We start from the raw sequence: 17,186 nt of genomic DNA, 5'->3' as shown, positions 1-17,186 counted from the left end.
GTGCGGGCTAGCGCTTGCGCTTCTCGCGCACGCGCATGTTGACCACGATGGGCGATCCCTCGAAGCCGTAGATCTCGCGCAGGCGGCGCTGCACGTAGCGGCGGTAGCCCGGGTCGAGGAATCCGGTCGTGAAGAGCACGAAGGTCGGCGGCCGAGACGCGGCCTGCGTGCCGAACAGGATGCGCGGCTGCTTTCCACCGCGCACGGGGTGCGGATGCGAGGCCGTGAGCTCGGCGAGGAACGCGTTGAACTTGCCGGTGGGGATGCGGGTGTCCCACGACTCGAGCGCGAGCTCGAGCGCCGGCACGAGCTTCTCGAGGTGTCGACCGGTGCGCGCCGAGATGTTCACACGCGGAGCCCAGGTCACGTGCGCGAGATCCTGTTCGATCTCCCGCTCGAGGTAGCGGCGCCGCTCGTCGTCGAGCAGGTCCCACTTGTTGAACGCGAGCACGAGCGCACGGCCCGATTCCAGCACGAGGTCGATGATGCGCAGATCCTGCACCGAGATCGGCTCGGTCACGTCGAGCACCACCACGGCCACTTCGGCCTTCTCGAGCGCGGCCGAGGTGCGGAGCGAGGCGTAGAAGTCGGCGCCCTGCGAGAGGTGCACGCGCTTGCGGATGCCGGCGGTGTCCACGAAGGTCCACACCTTGCCGCCGAGCTCGATCTGCTCGTCGACGGGGTCGCGTGTGGTGCCGGCCATCTCGTTCACGACCACGCGCTCTTCACCCGCGGCCTTGTTGAGCAGCGAGCTCTTGCCCACGTTCGGCCGGCCGAGGATGGCGACGCGTCGAGGGCCGCCCACCTCCTGCTTGGCCACATTCGAGACCTCGGGCATCTTCTGCATGATGAGGTCGAGCAGGTCGGCCACGCCGCGCCCGTGCAGCGCCGAGACGGGGTAGGGCTCGCCGAGGCCGAGTGCCCACAGTGCCGAGGCCTGGGGCTCCTGACGGCTGTCGTCGACCTTGTTGGCGGCCAGGAAGACGGGGCGGTCGGCCCGGCGCAGCATCTTCACCACGTGCTCATCGGTGGCGGTGGCGCCCACGTTGGAGTCGACCACGAAGAGCACGACGTCGGCGAGGTCGATGGCCACCTCGGCCTGAGCGGCCACGGCGGCGTTGATGCCCGAGGCGTCGGGCTCCCAGCCGCCGGTGTCGACGAGCGTGAAGCGGCGCCCTGCCCACTCGGCCTTGTAGGCCACGCGGTCGCGGGTCACACCCGGCTTGTCCTCCACCACGGCCTCGCGGCGGCCGAGGATGCGGTTGACGAGCGCGGACTTGCCCACGTTGGGCCGCCCCACGATCGCGAGCACGGGCAGCGCGGGCAGGTAGATGACGCCGTCGCCGTAGTCCTCGGTGAGCTCGAGCAGGTCGAGGTCGCCCTCGTCGAGCTCGTAGTCCTCGAGTCCGGAGCGGAGCGTCGAGGCGCGCTGCTCGGCGAGATCCTCGTCGACGGTCGCGAGGCGCTCGGCGAGGTCGTCGTCGGGGGCGTCGAACTCGTCCGGGTCGTTCGCGGAGGCTGGGGTGCGGTTATCCGCCATGAGAGATCCTTGTCGTCTGGGCCACGACCTCGACCACCGCTTCGACGGTCTGGTCGAAATCGAGTTCCGTGGAGTCGACGGTGGTGACACCGTCTGCGGCGTTCATGAAGTCGACCACCCGGGAGTCCGCCTTGTCACGTGAGCGCAATGCCTCACCCACGGCGGCGGCCGATTCACTGGTCAGTTCCTTCGAACGCCTCGCCATTCTAGCCTCTTCCGAGGCCGTGAGCAGGATGCGCACGGGGGCATCGGGTGCCACGACCGTCGTGATGTCGCGACCCTCGGCCACGATGCCCGGCTTCGGGGTGTCGGCCATGATGCCGCGGAACCTCTCGTTGAGCGCCGAACGAACCTCGGGGATGCGGGCCACGAGGCTCACGATGCCGGTCACCCTGGGCTCGCGGATGGCGTCGGTCACGTCGTTCTCGCCCACCCGCACGTAGTAGTCGTCGGGGTCGGTGCCGATCCTGAAGTCGAAGCGCGCGAGCTCCTCGATCACCCGCTCCGGCACGGCGGCGTCGATGCCGCGGTCGAGCAGGTCCCACGACAGCGCGCGGTACGACGCACCGGTGTCGAGATAGGCGAAGCCCAGGGTGCGCGCGGCTTGCCGGCTCACGCTCGACTTGCCGCTGCCGGCGGGCCCGTCGATGGCCACCACCACGGGCGCATCGGTCACGTCACGAAATGCCGCAGTCATCCGGCGATCCTCCATCCACGGGCCGCGAGCGCGGCCGTCAGCTTCTCCACTGCTTCGGGCAGCACCGAGATCTCGGCGAGGCCGATCTGGGCCCCCGGGGAGTGCTCGAGCCTCAGATCCTCGAGGTTCACCCCCTCCTCCCCCACCTCGGCGAAGAGCCGCGCGAGCTCGCCTGGCGAGTCGTCGACCATCACCACGAGCTGGGCGTACCGCTTGTCCTGGCCGTGCTTGCCGGGCAGGCGGGCCACTCCGGCGTTGCCGGCGGCGAGGGTCTCCGCCACCGTGCGGCGCCACGTCGACTCCTCCGAGCCGGTCGATTCGAGGGCGCCGATCACCTCGTCGAGGTCGTCGCGCAGGGCGCGCAGCACCGAGGCGGTCGGAGCAGCGTTGGCACCGAGGATCTGCACCCACAGCGCCGGGTCGCTCGCCGCGATCCGCGTGACGTCGCGCACCCCTCCGCCCGCGAGCCCCACGGCCGAGGCGGGGGCGTCGATGAGCCGGCGCGCCATGAGGGTCGAGATCACCTGCGGCGCATGCGAGACGAGGGCCACGCTCGTGTCGTGCTCCTCGGCGGTCATCTCCACGAGGGTCGCCCCGAGGTCGAGGATGAGGTCGTCGATGGCCGAGGCCGCCTGGTAGCTGATGCCCTCGTGGCCCGCGACCACCCAGGGCCGCCCCACGAAGAGGTCGGCGCGGCCCGCCATGGGCCCGCCCCTCTCGCGACCGGCGAGCGGATGCGATCCGATGTACCGGGTGAGGTCTCCCGAGGCCGCCGCGACGGCGTCGAGGATGGGCTTCTTCACGCTCGCCACGTCGGTCACCACGGCACGCGGGTAGGCGGAGAGCTCGCGCACCACCACCGAGGCGGTCACATCTGGCGGCACGCAGACCACCACGATCTGCGGCTCGTCCGCATCACCCGCCCGGCGCCCCGCGCCGTAGTCGATGGCGATCGAGACGTTCGTGGGCGAGGCGTCGGAGAGGATGACGTCGACACCGCGGGCGCGGAGCCCGAGGGCGATGCTCGTGCCGAGCAGCCCCACGCCGACCACCCGCACGGGGCCCGTCAGTCGGCTCTCCACCACGTTCACTCCTCGGATCCCTCACCTGCGTCGGCCGCCCCATCGCCGTCGAGGTCATCGCCGTCGAGATCATCGCTCTCGAGGTCGTCCCCGGCGGCTCCGTCCGAGCCCACGCCTTCGCCCCTGGCGTTCCGCGAGAGCGTCAGCAGCTGGCCGAGTTCCACCTTAGTCAGGTCGCGCATCCCGCCCGATTTGAGCGTGCCCAGGTTGAGCGGGCCGAACGCGCGACGCACGAGGTCGACCACGGGGTGGCCCACCTCGTCGAGCATGCGGCGCACGATGCGGTTGCGCCCGGAGTGCAGCGTGATCTCCACGATCGAGGTCTCGCCCTCCACGCCGAGCAGGCGCGCCTTGTCGGCGGCGATGGGGCCGTCCTCGAGCTCGACCCCCTTCGTGAGGGTCGAGATGGTCTGCGGCGAGACGCGGCCCTCGACCTTCGCGATGTAGGTCTTGAGCACGCCGAACGACGGATGCGCGAGCACGTGCGCGAGATCCCCGTCGTTGGTGAGGATGAGCAGTCCGCTCGTCTCGGCGTCGAGCCGCCCCACGTTGAAGAGCCGCTCCTCGTACTGCGAGGTGTAGCGCTGCAGGTCGGGCCGCCCGTGCTGGTCGGCGAGCGACGAGACGATGCCGGTGGGCTTGTTGAGCATCACGTATCGCTTGTCGGGATCGAGCTGCACGGCGGTGTCGTCGACCGAGACGAGGTCGTTCTCGGGGTCGATCCTGCGGCCGAGCTCGGTCACGACCTCATCGTTGACCTTGACGCGACCGGCCTGGATGAGCTGCTCGGAGACGCGGCGGGATGCCACTCCGGCGGCCGCCATCACCTTCTGCAGGCGCACGCCCTGCGGTTCGTTCTCGTCCCATGCCGGGATCTCGAAAGGGGGTGTCATCGGAGTGCCTCCAGGTCGTCGAAACCCTCGCTGCCGTCGGACAGCAGAGGGGAGATCTTCGGCAGCTCCTCCAGGGAGTTGATGCCGAGCTGCGTGAGCAGCAGGTCGGTGGTGCCGTACAGGATCGCGCCGGTCTCGGCCTGCGTCGAGACCTCGGTGATGAGTCCCCTGCTGAGCAGGGTGCGCACCACGGAGTCGACGTTGACGGCGCGGATGGAGGCCACGGCCCCGCGGCTGATCGGCTGCTTGTAGGCGATCACCGAGAGCGTCTCGAGCGCGGCCTGCGAGAGCCTCGAGGGGTTCTGGGTGATCACGAAGTCGCGCACGAGCGCGTCCCACTCCGAGCGCACGTAGAGGCGCCAGCCGCCCGCCACCTCGCGCAGCTCGAAGCCGCGCCGCACCCGCGCCCCAGCAGCGCTGCCGGTGGCCTCCCCCTCGGCGGAGACGCCGTCGTAGTCCTCCACGAGCCGTTCGATACCCTGGCGCACCACGGCCACGGGCCGCCCGAGGGCGGTCGCGAGCGCCACGAGGCTCTGCGGCTCGTCGGCCACCATGAAGATGGCCTCGAGGGCCCTGTCCACGTCGAGGTCAGTTGTCATAGTCGGCACCCAGATTGGCGAGGTTGTCTTCGGTCCAGTTCTCGGCCGTCCAGCGCAGCGTGAGCTCGCCGAGCGGCTCGATCTGCTCGAACGAGATGGAGGCGTGCCGGTAGAGCTCGAGCACGGCGAGGAACCGCGCGATCACCACACCCTTCTCGTCGATCCCCGCGATCAGCTGCCTGAAGTTCACGGGCACCCCGCTCGCCACGGCCGAGCGCAGCACCGCCACCACGTGGGCGGCCTGCTCGCGGATGCTCACGAGCGGCGCGTGCAGGTGCTCGAGCCCCACCACGGGCACCTCGCGCGGCGCGAGGGCGAAGGCGGCGAGCGCGGCGAAGTCGTCGGCCGTGAGCGTCCACACGAGCTCGGGGGTCTGCTGCCGGTACTTCTCCTCGAGCCGCACGGCACGCGGCCGTCTGGTCGACTCGGCGTCGAAGTGCTCGGCCAGCCAGGTCGAGACCACCTTGAACGCCCGGTACTGCAGCAGGCGGGCGAAGAGGAGGTCGCGCGCTTCGAGCAGGGCCACGTCCTCCGCGTCGACGAGCTCGCCCTGCGGCAGCAGTCCCACGATCTTGAGGTCGAGCAGCGTGGCCGCCACCACCAGGAACTCCGAGGCGCGGTCGAGCTCCTCGGCCGAGTCGAGGTTCTTGAGGTACGCGATGAACTCGTCGGTCACCCGGCTGAGCGCGATCTCGGTGATGTCGAGCTCGTGCTTCGTGATGAGCTGCAGCAGCAGGTCGAACGGTCCCTCGAAGTTGTCGAGGCTCAGCGAGAAGCCGGGCGCGCTCGTGCCGGGCGCACTCGTGCCGGCCACGCTGGTGACAGGCGCGGGTTCCGCGAGTGCTTCAGGCGATCGCGCCACGGGCGACCAGTTCTCTGGCCAGCTGCTTGTACGCCTTGGCCGAGGAGTGCTCGGGCGCGAACTGGGTGATCGGCTTGCCCGCCACCGTCGCATCCGGGAACTTGACGGTGCGCCCGATGACGGTCTCGAACACCTTGTCGCCGAAGGTCTCCACCACGCGCTCGAGCACCTCGCGCGAGTGCAGCGTGCGGGGGTCGTACATGGTGGCGAGGATGCCGTCGAGCGTGAGCGCCGGGTTGAGCCTGTCGCGCACCTTCTCGATGGTCTCGACGAGCAGGGCCACACCGCGCAGAGCGAAGTACTCGCACTCGAGCGGGATGAGCACGCCGTGGCTCGCGGTGAGGGCGTTCACGGTGAGCAGACCGAGCGAGGGCTGGCAGTCCACGAGGATCACGTCGTAGTCGTTGCTGACCTTGCGGAGCACCCTGGCCAGGATCGACTCGCGGGCCACCTCGCTCACGAGGTGCACCTCGGCGGCGGAGAGGTCGATGTTGGCCGGGATGATGTCGAGGCCCTCGACGCTCGTCTTCTGGATGGCGTCGGCGGGATCCTTGATGGTGCCCACGAGCAGGTCGTAGACGGTGGGGATGTCGTGGGTCATCACGCCGAGACCGGCCGAGAGCGCGCCCTGCGGATCGAAGTCGACCGCGAGCACCTTGCGGCCGTACTCGGCGAGCGCCGCCCCCACGTTGACGCTCGTGGTGGTCTTGCCCACGCCGCCCTTCTGGTTGCAGAGCGAGATGATGCGCGCGGGCCCGTGCGAGGCGAGGGGCGCCGGATCCGGGAACTCGGTCACGGGTCGGCCCGTGGGGCCGTTCTTCGGCAGGTCGAGCCCTGAGAGCTCGTCGACCTGGGTCTTCTTCGCCGTTCTCATGTTCCGTGTCGGCACCGAAGCTTCTCCTCGTGTCCTGACCGCCATCCCGGCGGTCGGCTAATTCTATGCCGGTGAGGCTGTGCTGCGCGCAGCCGCTCCGGCGTGCGGCTAGCGGGCTCGGGGGTGGGAGGTTCGGTACATGTCTAGGAGGGTGTCTGCCGTTACGTGGGTGTAGAGCTGGGTGGTGGCTACTGAGGAGTGGCCTAGGAGGTCCTGTACTACTCGGACGTCGGCGCCGCCCTGGAGGAGGTGGGTGGCGAAGGAGTGGCGGAAGGTGTGCGGAGAGACGTGCGCCCTGATCTTCGCGCGCTCCGCGGCGGACTGGATGACCAGCCAGGCGCCCTGGCGGCTGAGTCGCTGGCCGCGGATGCCTAGGAAGAGCGCGGGCGTCGACGGGCCGCGCACCGAGAACATCGGCCGCACGCGCACGAGGTAGGCGTCTAGCGCCCTCTGCGCGTAGCTGCCGACCGGCACGATGCGCTGCTTGCTGCCCTTGCCGGTGAGTCGCACGATGTCGCCGTCCTGCACGTCGTCGACGTTGAGCGACACGAGCTCGCTGATGCGCGCCCCGGTCGCGTAGAGCATCTCGAGCAGCGCCCGATCGCGCGTGGCCACCGGATCGGCCCCCACGTCATCCGATCCCCCCGTCGCCGTCAGCAGCCGCTCCATCTCGTCGATCGAGATCGCCTTCGGCAGCCTCAGTCCGAGCTTCGGGGGCTTCACCTCCCGCGAGGCATCGACCTCGGTCACACCCTCGTCGGTGAGGAAGCGGTGGAACGAGCGCACGGTCGACAGCATGCGCGCCACCGACGACGCGGAGAGCTCCCCGCCCTCCGCCGTGCGCAGCTGCCGCTGGAAGGCGCCGATGTCGGCCTCCCCCACCGCGGTCACGTCCTGGAGCCCCGCCGCCCGCAGCCACTCCACGTAACGCGCCAGATCACGCCGATAAGCCGCCACGGTGTTGCCGGCGAGCCCGCGCTCCACCACGATGTGCCGCAGGAACCGGTCGACGTGCCGATCGAGAGCATCCCCGCTCGCCCCCGCCGACCCCGCGGTCACGGTGCTAGCCGCCCGCGCCCGGCCGCTCGGGCCAGGGAGCATCCGCCGGTCGCAGCGTCGTCCAGCCCCGCGAGCGGGAGTGCTCGGCCGCGAGCGCGCCGATCACGAGCGACGGGTTCTGCACGCGGCTCGCCACCACGGCGTCGACGAGCTCGGTGAGCGGCACCCAGCGCAGCTCCATGTCGGCCTCCTCGGCCGTGCGCTCGAAGGCACCGGCCGTGGGGCGCACACCGCGGGCCACGAAGATCCGGATCGCCTCGTTGTTGCCGCCTGGGGTCGTGAGGTAGTCGATGAGCACGTTCCACTCGTCGGCCTCGAGGTCGGCCTCCTCGGCGAGCTCGCGCTTCGCGGCCTCGAGCGCGGGCTCGTCGGCCACGTCGAGCAACCCGGCGGGCGGCTCCCACTCGCGACGACGCACGGGGTGCCGGTACTGCTTGATCACGAGCACCCGGTCCTCTTCGTCGAGAGCGAGGATCGCCACGGCGCCCGGGTGGTCCACGAAGTCGCGGCGCAGCGTCTCGCCGCCGTACCCGAAGGCCTCGCGGCGCACATCCCACACGTACCCGTCGAAGACGACCTCGCTCGAGGTCACCTCCACGGTCACCACGTCATCCGCGAGCAGACGGCCGTCGGCCTCTGCCGCCTCAGGCACCCCGGCCATCTCAGGCATCCGCGTCCTGCACGGCGAACAGCCGGCTCGCCTCCTGGCGCTCGAGGGCCGCGCCCACGAGCCCCTTGAAGAGCGGATGCGGCTTGCTCGGCCGCGAGCGCAGCTCCGGGTGCGCCTGGGTGGCGATGTAGTACGGGTGCACCTCGCGCGGCAGCTCCACGTACTCCACGAGCTGCCCGTCGGGCGAGAGGCCGGAGAACCACAGTCCGGAGTCGGCGATCTCGTCGCGGTAGCGGTTGTTCACCTCGTAGCGGTGACGGTGGCGCTCGGAGGCGGTCGGCGCTCCGTACACCGCCTCGGCGATCGAGCCCGCGGCCAGGTCGGCCTCGTAGAGACCGAGCCGCATGGTGCCGCCGAGGTCTCCCCCGGCGATGATGTCGACCTGCTCGGCCATCGTGGCGATCACGGGGAACTCGGTGTCGGGGTCGAACTCGCTCGACGAGGCACCGGGCAGGCCCGTCACGTTGCGGGCGTACTCCACCACCATGCACTGCAGGCCGAGGCACAGGCCGAGGGTCGGGATGCCGTTCTCGCGGGCGAACCTCAGGGCTCCGAGCTTGCCCTCGATGCCGCGCACGCCGAAGCCGCCCGGCACGCAGATGCCGTCCACGTCGGAGAGCTCGCGGGCCGCCCCCTCGGGCGTCTCGCACTCGTCCGAGGGGATCCACTTGATCTTCACCTTCGCGCGGTGGGCGAACCCGCCGGCGCGCAGGGCCTCGGTCACCGAGAGGTAGGCGTCGGGCAGATCGATGTACTTGCCCACGAGCCCGATCGTCACGTCGTGCTTGGGCTCGTGCACGGCGTCGAGGATGGGCTGCCAGCCGGCCCAGTCCACGTCGCCGGCCTTGCCGTCGAGCTCGAGGTGCTTGGCGATGTAGGCGTCGAGACCCTGGTTGTGCAGCATGCTCGGGATGTCGTAGATCGAGGGCACGTCGACGGCGTTGACCACGCCCTCCTCGTCCACGTCGCACATGAGCGCGATCTTGCGCTTGTTGCTCTCCGACACGGGCCGGTCGCTGCGCAGCACGAGCGCGTCGGGCTGGATGCCGATGGAGCGGAGCGCCGCCACCGAGTGCTGCGTGGGCTTGGTCTTCTGCTCGCCCGAGGCGTTCATGTAGGGCACGAGCGAGACGTGCACGAAGAACACGTTCTTGCGGCCGAGCTCGTGGCGCACCTGGCGGGCCGACTCGATGAACGGCTGCGACTCGATGTCGCCGACGGTGCCGCCGATCTCGGTGATGATCACGTCGGGTCGCTCGCTCGCGGGGCGCGAGGAGTCGTGCGCCTGCAGGCGCATGCGGCGCTTGATCTCGTCGGTGATGTGCGGGATGACCTGCACGGTGTCGCCGAGGTACTCGCCGCGCCGCTCCTTGGCGATCACGCTCGAGTAGATCTGCCCCGTGGTCACGTTGGCGGCCTGGTCGAGGTTGATGTCGAGGAAGCGCTCGTAGTGCCCGATGTCGAGGTCGGTCTCCGCTCCGTCGTCAGTCACGAACACCTCGCCGTGCTGGAACGGATTCATCGTTCCGGGATCAACATTGAGATACGGATCGAGCTTCTGCATCACCACGCGGAGACCGCGGGCGGTGAGAAGGTTGCCGAGGCTGGCGGCCGTGAGGCCTTTGCCGAGGGAGGAGACGACACCCCCTGTGACGAAGATGTGCTTCGTCAGCTTCGAGTCGGAGTCGGTGCCGATTGCGTGTTCCGGCCGGTGCGCAGCTTGAGCTTCATCCACGGAATTCCATCCTAACAGTGCTCTCGGGAGTCGTGGGCGTGTCGGCGGGGGCGCGCAGTCGCCGAGCGGTGCGCCGCACCACCCCGCGCACGGAGGTGGCCGGCCGCGACGGACCCGGTATCCAGGCGATCACGGCGGCGGAGAAGGCCAGCACTCCCACGATGACCGTGCCGGCGACGAGCGGCGAGATCGCCGCCTCGTAGATCGCCGCCACCGCGTCGACAGCCTCGTATCCCGGTGCGATGGAGGCCACCAGCACGACCTGCCCGATCCGCACGGCGATCCCGAGCAGCACCATCGCCGCACCGAGTGCGAGTGCGGCCCTGAACAGCACGACGAGCCGTCGGTGTGCGATCAGCACCCCCGCAGCGAGGAGCACGAGGGCCACCCACGGCAGCCACGCACCGACCGCCACCACGAGCCCGAACACGAGCGCCGCCCGGGCCAGCCCGTCGGACTGGGCCACCACCACAGAGACGTCCACGCTCGGGATGGCCGCCGCGAAGCCGAGCCCCTGCTCCACCATCGCGGCCTTCACGGCGTCGAGCACCGGTGCCAGCTGCACGGCGAGCTCGCCCGAGCTCGAGATCGTCAGCGCAGATCCCGGTTCGCCCAGCAGCGCGGCCGCCACCTGCTCGTGGCTCACCCGCAGGGCCTCCCGCCAGAGGCCTCCGAACGCGTCGGAGTCCACCACATCCGTCACCACCGAGGTCGCGAGCGACCGCAGGCCGAGTGCGGCGGGCTCCTCGAGCGCCTGCAGGGCGGCTGACGCGGTGGGCGGCAGCCCGAGCCCTGCGATCGCGTCGAACGCCTGCCCCGTGGTCGTGCGGAAGTCCACCTGCCGGTCCACCGCAGCCATCACCTCCGTCACCACGAGCGACTTCACGGCCTCGTCCTCGGCGAGCGGCGCGAAGGTCGCCACGAAGGTGTCGGTGCTCGAGAGCTGACCGCCCACCCAGTGCGCCCCCACGGCCACGGGAGCGAGCAGCAGCCCGAGCAGCACGAGGGCCACGGATGCGACGGTGCGGCCCCACGCACGCCGCGGGCGCTTCAGCGGGTCCACTCCCCCATCGCCGACCGACGCCGATGCGGACGCCGACACAGCCGCAGCCCGCAGCTCGTCGTTCGCAACCCGCAGCTCGTCGTTCTCGGCCTGCAGCCGCTCCACGAGCACCATGAGCTCCGCGTTCGTCACCCTCGCCACGGCGGCCCCCCATCCGCGAGCCCCCGGCCCGCGATGCGTCTCAGTGTGACACAGCGTGCGGCGCAGCGAGGCTCTGCGCCGTGTGGAGCAGTTCGGCGGCGTGCGCGAGGCCCGACTCCGAGTCCGGCAGCCCCGAGAGCAGTCGCGCCATCTCGGCCAGCCGGGCATCCCCCGTCAGCTGCACCACGTTCGAGGCCGTCACGGGCCCGTCGAGGTCCTTCTCCACCCGCAGGTGGTTCGACGCGAACGCCGCCACCTGGGCGAGGTGGGTCACCACGATCACCTGCGACTTCTCGGCGAGCGCCGCGAGCCGTCGACCGATCTCGATCGCGGAGGCGCCGCCCACACCGGAGTCGACCTCGTCGAACACGAAGGTCGGCACCGGATCCGCGGCGGCCAGCACCACCTCGATGGCGAGCATCACGCGCGAGAGCTCGCCTCCCGAGGCGCCCTTGCCGAGCGGTCGCGGGTCGCTGCCCTCGTGCGGCCGCAGCAGGAACTGCACGAGATCGCGCCCCGTCGTGCCGAGCTCCTCGCGGGGCGAGATCTCCACCACGAAGCGGGCGTTCGGCATGGCGAGGGCGGCGAGCTCGCCGGTCACCCTCTCGGCCAGCTCACTAGCGGCGGCGGTGCGCAGGGCGGTGAGGCCGTCGGCGCGCTCCAGGAGCGCGGCGTACTCGTCGTCCACGAGCGCCGTGAGCTGCTCGATCCGGTCGGAATCCGAGTCGAGCTCGAGCAGTCGCGGCTCGGCACTCTCGGCGTAGGCGATCACGTCGGAGAGCTCGGGCCCGTACTTGCGCATGAGGTTCGTGAGGTCGGCGCGCCGCTCCTGCACGGTGTCGAGCCGACCGGCCTCGTCGGTGTCGAGCGAGGCCGAGTAGCTGGCCAGCTGCGTCGCGATGTCCGAGACCAGGAAGCTCGCGTTCTCGAGCGCCTCCACCACCGGGGCGAGCGTCGCGTCGTGGTGGGCCACGCGCTCGAGGGCGCGGCGAGCGGCGTCGATGAGCACCACGGTGTCGGGGGTCTCCCCCGTCTCGCTCGAGATGCTCTCCTTCGCCTCGGCCGCGGCGAGCCGCAGGTCTTCGAGGTTGGTGAGTCGCCCGGCCAGCTCGGCGAGCTCCTCGTCCTCGCCCGCCACGGGGGCGATGGCCTGGATCTCGTCCACGGCCGTGCGCAGCTGGTCGGCCTCGCGGATGCGCGCAGTGCGCTCGGTCACGAGGGTCTCGATCTCGGCGGTGTGCGCCTGCCAGCTGCGGTGCAGCTCGCGGTAGGCGACGAGTCGCTCGGCGAGCTCGGCCCCCGCGAAGTTGTCGAGCGAGATGCGCTGTGCCTGCTGGCTCTTGAGCCTCAGCTGATCGGACTGCCCGTGCACCACCACGAGGTCGCCGCTGAGCTCATTGAGCAGACTGATGGGCGCCGATCGCCCTCCCACCACGGCCCGGCTGCGCCCCTCGGCCGAGACCGAGCGCGAGAGGATGAGCTCCCCGTCGAGCGCGCGGTCACCGGAGCCAGCGCCGTCGAGCGGCTCCACCTCGCCACCCGCCTCGCGCACGCGGTCGGCCACCCGGCCTCCCGACTGCACGAGCAGCCGTCCCTCGATCCATGCCTGAGGCGCACCCGAACGCACGGATCCGGTGTCGGCACGTTCGCCGAACAGCAGCCCGAGGGCGGAGACCACCATCGTCTTGCCGGCGCCGGTCTCACCCGTCACGGCGGTGAAGCCCGGTCCGAGCGGCAGCACCGCCTCGCCGATCACTCCGAGGTCCCTGATGGACAGTTCTTCGATCACAGGCAGTCAGTCACTCTCGATCGGCCCCCGCCACCCGTTCACGGGCAGATTGAATTTGCGCACGAGCCGATCGGTGAACGGCGACATGGTGAGGCGGGCGAGGCGCACCGGGATGGGCGAGCGCCGCACGATCACCCTGGCCCCCTTGGGCAGGTCGTACATGCGCCTGCCGTCGCTCCACAGCACGGCACCGCCCTGGCTGCGGTCGAGCACCTCCACCGCGAGCGCGGAGTCGGGGCCCACCACGAGGGGACGTGCGAAGAGGGCGTGGGCGCTGAGCGGCACCATGAGCAGCGCGTCGAGGCTCGGCCACACCACGGGGCCACCGCCCGAGAAGGAGTAGGCGGTCGACCCCGTGGGCGTCGACATCACCACGCCGTCGCAGCCGAAGCTCGAGAGCGGTCGCCCGTCGATCTCGATCACGACCTCGAGCATGCGTTCGCGGCTGGCCTTCTCCACGGTGGCCTCGTTGAGCGCCCAGCTCTCGTAGACCACCTCGGAGTCGACCTTCACCCGCACCGAGAGCGTCATACGCTCCTCCACGAGGTAGTCGCGCTCGAGTGCGCGGTTCACGGTGGCTGTGAGGTCGTCGCGCTCGCTCTCGGCGAGGAATCCCACGTGGCCCAGGTTCACGCCGAGCAGAGGCACGGTCGAGCCGCGCACGATCTCGGCGGCGCGCAGGATGGTGCCGTCGCCGCCCAGCACGATCACGAGCTCGAGGTCGTAGACCGAGACGGCGTCGCCGAGGGTGGAGAAGGGCTTGAGGCGTTCGAGCACCTCGGAGTGCTCGTCGTCGTCCACCTGCGCGATCACGGGCGTGACTCCCGCATCGCGGAGCTGCCCGCACACGCTCAGCGCGGCCTCGACGGAGTCGGCCCTGCCGGTGTGCAGCACCACGAGGATGTATCGTTCTGCGGCCACGATCACCCTCCGGTCAGCTCGGTCACGCGCTGCAACCATTCTGTCGGATGCGCGCCCTCGCGTTCGCTGAACCAGGCGAGGTACTCGAGATTGCCCGCTCCCCCGGCGATCGGCGACCGCAGGAGTCCCGCGGTCTTGAGCCCGAGGTCCCACGCGCTCCACAGCACGTTCGCCACGGCGTCGGAGCGCAGGTCGCGGTTCTTCACGATGCCCTCCTTCACCCCCGTGCGACCGACCTCGAACTGCGGCTTCACGAGCATCACGAAGTCGGCGTCCGGCCGGGCGAGCGCGCGCAGCGGAGCGAGCACGAGCCCGAGCGAGATGAACGAGAGGTCACCCACCACGAGGTCCACCGGACCTTCGACCCCCGAGGCCCCGGCGAGAGTCGCGGGTGTCGCGTACCGGAGGTTGTAGCCCTCCACCGACACCACCCGCGGGTCCCTGGCGATGATCGGATCGAGCTGCCCGTGCCCCACGTCGGCCGCGATCACCTGGCGCGCCCCGCGCTCGAGCAGCACCTGGGTGAACCCTCCCGTCGAGGCTCCCGCGTCGAGCGCGAGCGCACCGCGCACGGTCACGGCCGGGAACTCGTCGAGGGCCGCGATGAGCTTGTTGGCGCCTCGGCTCACGTAGCGGTCCACGCCGTCGACGGTCACGACCTGCTCGTCCTCCACCGGGAAGGAGAGCTTCACCACGGGGGTGCCGTCCACGCGCACATAGCCGTTCGAGATGAGCCGGGCGGCGTGGGTGCGCGAGCGCGCCAGACCGCGAGCGGCCACAGCGGCATCCAGTCGAGTGCTAGGCATTCGGTCCAGTGCTGTCGCTGCCCTCGAGGCGCGACTTCAGCTCATCGTGCACCTGCGCGTAGGCGGAGGCGCGCTGGTCGAGCGGCTGCTCCTCGATCACCCGGAGCCGCGGCACCAGAGCGTCGTCGAGCTCGTTCCGACCGGTGCCGACCTGCTCTGTGCTCACCCGTCCAGCGTACCCCGGCGTCAGCTGTAGAGGCCGGGCTCGACGTCGAGGGCGTGGATGGCGAGACCCGAGTTCCAGATGGCCGCGCAGCCCGCGCGCACCAGATCCACCGGGGAGTCGCCCGGCGTCACGATGCGCACGACGTGCCCCTTCATCCGCACCACGGCGGAGCCGACGGTCGTCTCGGTGCCGTCCTTAGAGGTCTCCGTCACGGGGTACTCATCGAAGAGCTGGCGCAGGTCGTCGAGGATGAAGTCGGGCCGGCAGTCGGCGGGGGCCGCGAGCAGCTGCTTGGCCCGGTCGATGCCGGTCAGCACGTGGATCGCGCGGAGCCCCGCCCGCTTGGCGCCCTTGGTGTCGGTATCGAGTCGGTCGCCGAGGAAGGCCGCCGTGGCGGCCGTCGTGCCGAAGCGCGTCATGGCCTCCTCGAAGATGGCCACCTCGGGCTTGCCCGCCACCACGGGCAGTCGGCCCACAGCGGTGTGCACGGCCGAGACGAGTGTGCCGTTGCCGGGGGCGATGCCGCCGGCCACCGGGATGGTCCAGTCGGTGTTGGTGGCCACCCAGTGCACGGCGGGGTCGTGCAGTGCGAAGCTCGCCTCGGCGAGCTGCTTCCAACCCACATCCGGCGAGAAGCCCTGCACCACGGCGGCGGGAGAGTCAGATGCGGCCCGCGTCACCACGAGGCCGGCCTTCTCCACCTCGGAGGTCAGCCCCTCCCCGCCCACCACGAGCACGGTCGCTCCCGGTTCGACGAGAGCCGTGAGCAGTCGCATCGCTGCCTGGGGAGACGTCACCACATCGTGCGGCGCCACGGTGAGGCCGAAGCTCGTGAGGTGCTCGGCCACCTGCGCATCGGTGCGCGAGGCGTTGTTCGTGACGTACCCGGTTCGAAGCCCTGCCTCGACCACGCGAGAGAGCGATTCCGCTGCGAAGGGAATGGCCGTCGGGCCCTGGTAGACCACGCCGTCGAGGTCGGCGAGCACGGTGTCGATGCCGGCGAGCGGCTGCACCGTCTCGGCCTTCTTGGAGCGGAAGATGCCCATCAGTCCTTCTCGCCGTCGGTGAAGTCGTCGAACTCCTCCACGATCTCGATCACGTCGTCGTCCTCGCCGTTCAGGGCGGCGTCGGCCCGGGCGGCGAGCTCACGCCAGCGCGCGGACTCCTCCTCCTTGCCGAGCTCCTCGAGCACCTCGGCGTAGGCGTCGAACAGGTCGGGGCTGTAGGAGTAGGCCACGGAGGCGTCGAGCTGCGGGATCTCGAGTTCGGCGAGGGCCGCATCCGGCTGCCCCAGATCGAGCCGGGCGCCGGACATCGCGATGGCCACGGCCACCTGGGCGGCGGGCGAGAGCGTCGAGCGCTCCACGGATCGGCCGGTCTCGAGCGCGCGGTCGGGTCGACCCATCCCCCGCTCGCTGTCCACGAGCAGAGCGAGCTGCTCGTTGGAGCCGGAGATGCGTCGGAACGTGCGGAGCTCCCGCAGCGCGAGGGCGAAGTCGCCCGTGCGGTAGGCCGTGATGGCGAGCGTCTCGCGCACCACGGCGATGCGGCCGGCGCGGCGGGATGCGGAGATCGCATGCTGGTGGGCGAGCTCGGGATCGTCGTCGATGAGCCGAGCCGCCATCGCGAGGTGCCTGGCGACCTCTTCGGCGTTCTCCTTGTTGAGGGTCTTGAGCTGCAGCCGGGCACCCTTGTCGAGATCACGGGCGCCGACTTCCTCGGGGATCTCCGGGTCGTCGTGCCTCGTGCGCACAGCACGGAGTTCACGGGCCCGCAGCTCCTCCTCAGTGAGAGGAGGACGCTCGAACCGCGAGGCGCTCGCATCGTTGCGAGCGGGCTTGCCATCCTTCGTCCAGAGCCGGCGCTCCCCGGGGGCTCCGCGATCCGGTCGCTGCCCACCACGCTCGGGCCGCTGCCCAGAACGCTCAGGCCGCTGGCCACTTCGCTCAGGCCGCTGGCCGGAACGCTCGGGCCGCTGGCCACTTCGCTCGGGACGGGAGCTGCTGTCGCGACGAGGCTGGAACGGACGCTTGTCCGCATCACGCCGAGGCGTGTGCGCACGGTCGCTGCGACGCTTCTCGTCTTCAGACTCAGTCACGATGGCTCCTCTGTTGATGGTGTTAACGCAAAATGGCCACCCATTGCTGGGTGGCCATTTCGTGAAGTAAGTCCGGCGGTGTCCTACTCTCCCACAAGGTCCCCCTTGCAGTACCATCGGCGCAGAGAGTCTTAGCTTCCGGGTTCGGAATGTGACCGGGCGTTTCCCTCTCGCTATGGCCGCCGAAACAC

The 17,186-nt window shown here is 70.4% G+C and carries 17 protein-coding genes and 1 rRNA gene; all 18 read right to left on the bottom strand.

The window, feature by feature from the left end:
- Window positions 1-7 precede the first annotated feature (7 nt).
- Complete coding sequence (gene der, locus ACEXQC_RS00090; protein ID WP_374817099.1) at window positions 8-1,540, bottom strand: ribosome biogenesis GTPase Der; 1,533 nt, start codon at window positions 1,538-1,540, stop codon at window positions 8-10.
- Window positions 1,530-2,237, bottom strand: coding sequence for a (d)CMP kinase (gene cmk, locus ACEXQC_RS00085; protein ID WP_374817097.1), 708 nt, complete (start codon window positions 2,235-2,237; stop codon window positions 1,530-1,532). Before cmk ends, der begins: the two co-directional genes overlap by 11 nt.
- Window positions 2,234-3,328, bottom strand: coding sequence for a prephenate dehydrogenase (locus ACEXQC_RS00080; protein WP_374817095.1), 1,095 nt, complete (start codon window positions 3,326-3,328; stop codon window positions 2,234-2,236). Before ACEXQC_RS00080 ends, cmk begins: the two co-directional genes overlap by 4 nt.
- Window positions 3,325-4,212 carry a pseudouridine synthase gene (locus ACEXQC_RS00075; protein WP_374817094.1) on the bottom strand — a complete coding sequence of 296 codons (888 nt, stop codon included), beginning with the start codon at window positions 4,210-4,212 and terminating at the stop codon, window positions 3,325-3,327. Before ACEXQC_RS00075 ends, ACEXQC_RS00080 begins: the two co-directional genes overlap by 4 nt.
- Window positions 4,209-4,811: an SMC-Scp complex subunit ScpB gene (gene scpB, locus ACEXQC_RS00070; protein ID WP_374817092.1), complete on the bottom strand. Its 603-nt coding sequence runs from the start codon at window positions 4,809-4,811 to the stop codon at window positions 4,209-4,211. Before scpB ends, ACEXQC_RS00075 begins: the two co-directional genes overlap by 4 nt.
- Window positions 4,801-5,673, bottom strand: coding sequence for a segregation and condensation protein A (locus ACEXQC_RS00065; RefSeq protein ID WP_374817090.1), 873 nt, complete (start codon window positions 5,671-5,673; stop codon window positions 4,801-4,803). Before ACEXQC_RS00065 ends, scpB begins: the two co-directional genes overlap by 11 nt.
- The gene (locus tag ACEXQC_RS00060; RefSeq protein ID WP_374817088.1) at window positions 5,657-6,547 is read right to left on the bottom strand and encodes a ParA family protein; all 891 of its coding nucleotides are present in this window, start codon (window positions 6,545-6,547) and stop codon (window positions 5,657-5,659) included. Before ACEXQC_RS00060 ends, ACEXQC_RS00065 begins: the two co-directional genes overlap by 17 nt.
- A gap of 108 nt (window positions 6,548-6,655) precedes the next feature.
- Window positions 6,656-7,648, bottom strand: coding sequence for a site-specific tyrosine recombinase XerD (xerD, locus tag ACEXQC_RS00055; RefSeq protein WP_374817086.1), 993 nt, complete (start codon window positions 7,646-7,648; stop codon window positions 6,656-6,658).
- Window positions 7,611-8,267 (bottom strand): NUDIX domain-containing protein, encoded by a 657-nt coding sequence (locus ACEXQC_RS00050; protein WP_374817085.1) that lies wholly within the window; start codon window positions 8,265-8,267, stop codon window positions 7,611-7,613. The genes xerD and ACEXQC_RS00050 overlap by 38 nt, the downstream gene beginning before the upstream one ends.
- A 1-nt stretch (window position 8,268) precedes the next feature.
- Window positions 8,269-9,972 (bottom strand): CTP synthase, encoded by a 1,704-nt coding sequence (gene pyrG / locus ACEXQC_RS00045; RefSeq protein WP_374817262.1) that lies wholly within the window; start codon window positions 9,970-9,972, stop codon window positions 8,269-8,271.
- Between the two features lie 31 nt (window positions 9,973-10,003).
- Window positions 10,004-11,215, bottom strand: coding sequence for a hypothetical protein (locus ACEXQC_RS00040; RefSeq protein WP_374817084.1), 1,212 nt, complete (start codon window positions 11,213-11,215; stop codon window positions 10,004-10,006).
- A 40-nt stretch (window positions 11,216-11,255) separates the two neighbouring features.
- Window positions 11,256-13,004 carry a DNA repair protein RecN gene (recN, locus tag ACEXQC_RS00035; protein WP_374817082.1) on the bottom strand — a complete coding sequence of 583 codons (1,749 nt, stop codon included), beginning with the start codon at window positions 13,002-13,004 and terminating at the stop codon, window positions 11,256-11,258.
- Between the two features lie 6 nt (window positions 13,005-13,010).
- Window positions 13,011-13,964, bottom strand: a complete 954-nt coding sequence (locus ACEXQC_RS00030; RefSeq protein ID WP_374817081.1) for an NAD kinase — start codon at window positions 13,962-13,964, stop codon at window positions 13,011-13,013.
- Window positions 13,928-14,731 carry a TlyA family RNA methyltransferase gene (locus ACEXQC_RS00025; RefSeq protein WP_374817079.1) on the bottom strand — a complete coding sequence of 268 codons (804 nt, stop codon included), beginning with the start codon at window positions 14,729-14,731 and terminating at the stop codon, window positions 13,928-13,930. The genes ACEXQC_RS00030 and ACEXQC_RS00025 overlap by 37 nt, the downstream gene beginning before the upstream one ends.
- The gene (locus ACEXQC_RS00020) at window positions 14,724-14,897 is read right to left on the bottom strand and encodes a hypothetical protein (protein ID WP_374817077.1); all 174 of its coding nucleotides are present in this window, start codon (window positions 14,895-14,897) and stop codon (window positions 14,724-14,726) included. Before ACEXQC_RS00020 ends, ACEXQC_RS00025 begins: the two co-directional genes overlap by 8 nt.
- A 20-nt stretch (window positions 14,898-14,917) precedes the next feature.
- Window positions 14,918-15,943 carry an HAD-IIA family hydrolase gene (locus ACEXQC_RS00015; RefSeq protein WP_374817075.1) on the bottom strand — a complete coding sequence of 342 codons (1,026 nt, stop codon included), beginning with the start codon at window positions 15,941-15,943 and terminating at the stop codon, window positions 14,918-14,920.
- Window positions 15,943-16,650 carry a tetratricopeptide repeat protein gene (locus ACEXQC_RS00010; RefSeq protein WP_374817073.1) on the bottom strand — a complete coding sequence of 236 codons (708 nt, stop codon included), beginning with the start codon at window positions 16,648-16,650 and terminating at the stop codon, window positions 15,943-15,945. The genes ACEXQC_RS00015 and ACEXQC_RS00010 overlap by 1 nt, the downstream gene beginning before the upstream one ends.
- 415 nt (window positions 16,651-17,065) lie before the next feature.
- Window positions 17,066-17,182: ribosomal RNA gene (gene rrf, locus ACEXQC_RS00005) — 5S ribosomal RNA — on the bottom strand.
- Window positions 17,183-17,186: the final 4 nt, after the last annotated feature.

Origin of the sequence: Herbiconiux liukaitaii, from assembly GCF_041927495.1 — a bacterium.
In the GTDB taxonomy this organism is placed as follows: Bacteria; Actinomycetota; Actinomycetes; order Actinomycetales; family Microbacteriaceae; genus Herbiconiux; species Herbiconiux liukaitaii.
The sequence above is the reverse complement of the archived record's forward strand: the minus strand, read 5'-3'. Positions and strand labels throughout refer to the sequence as shown.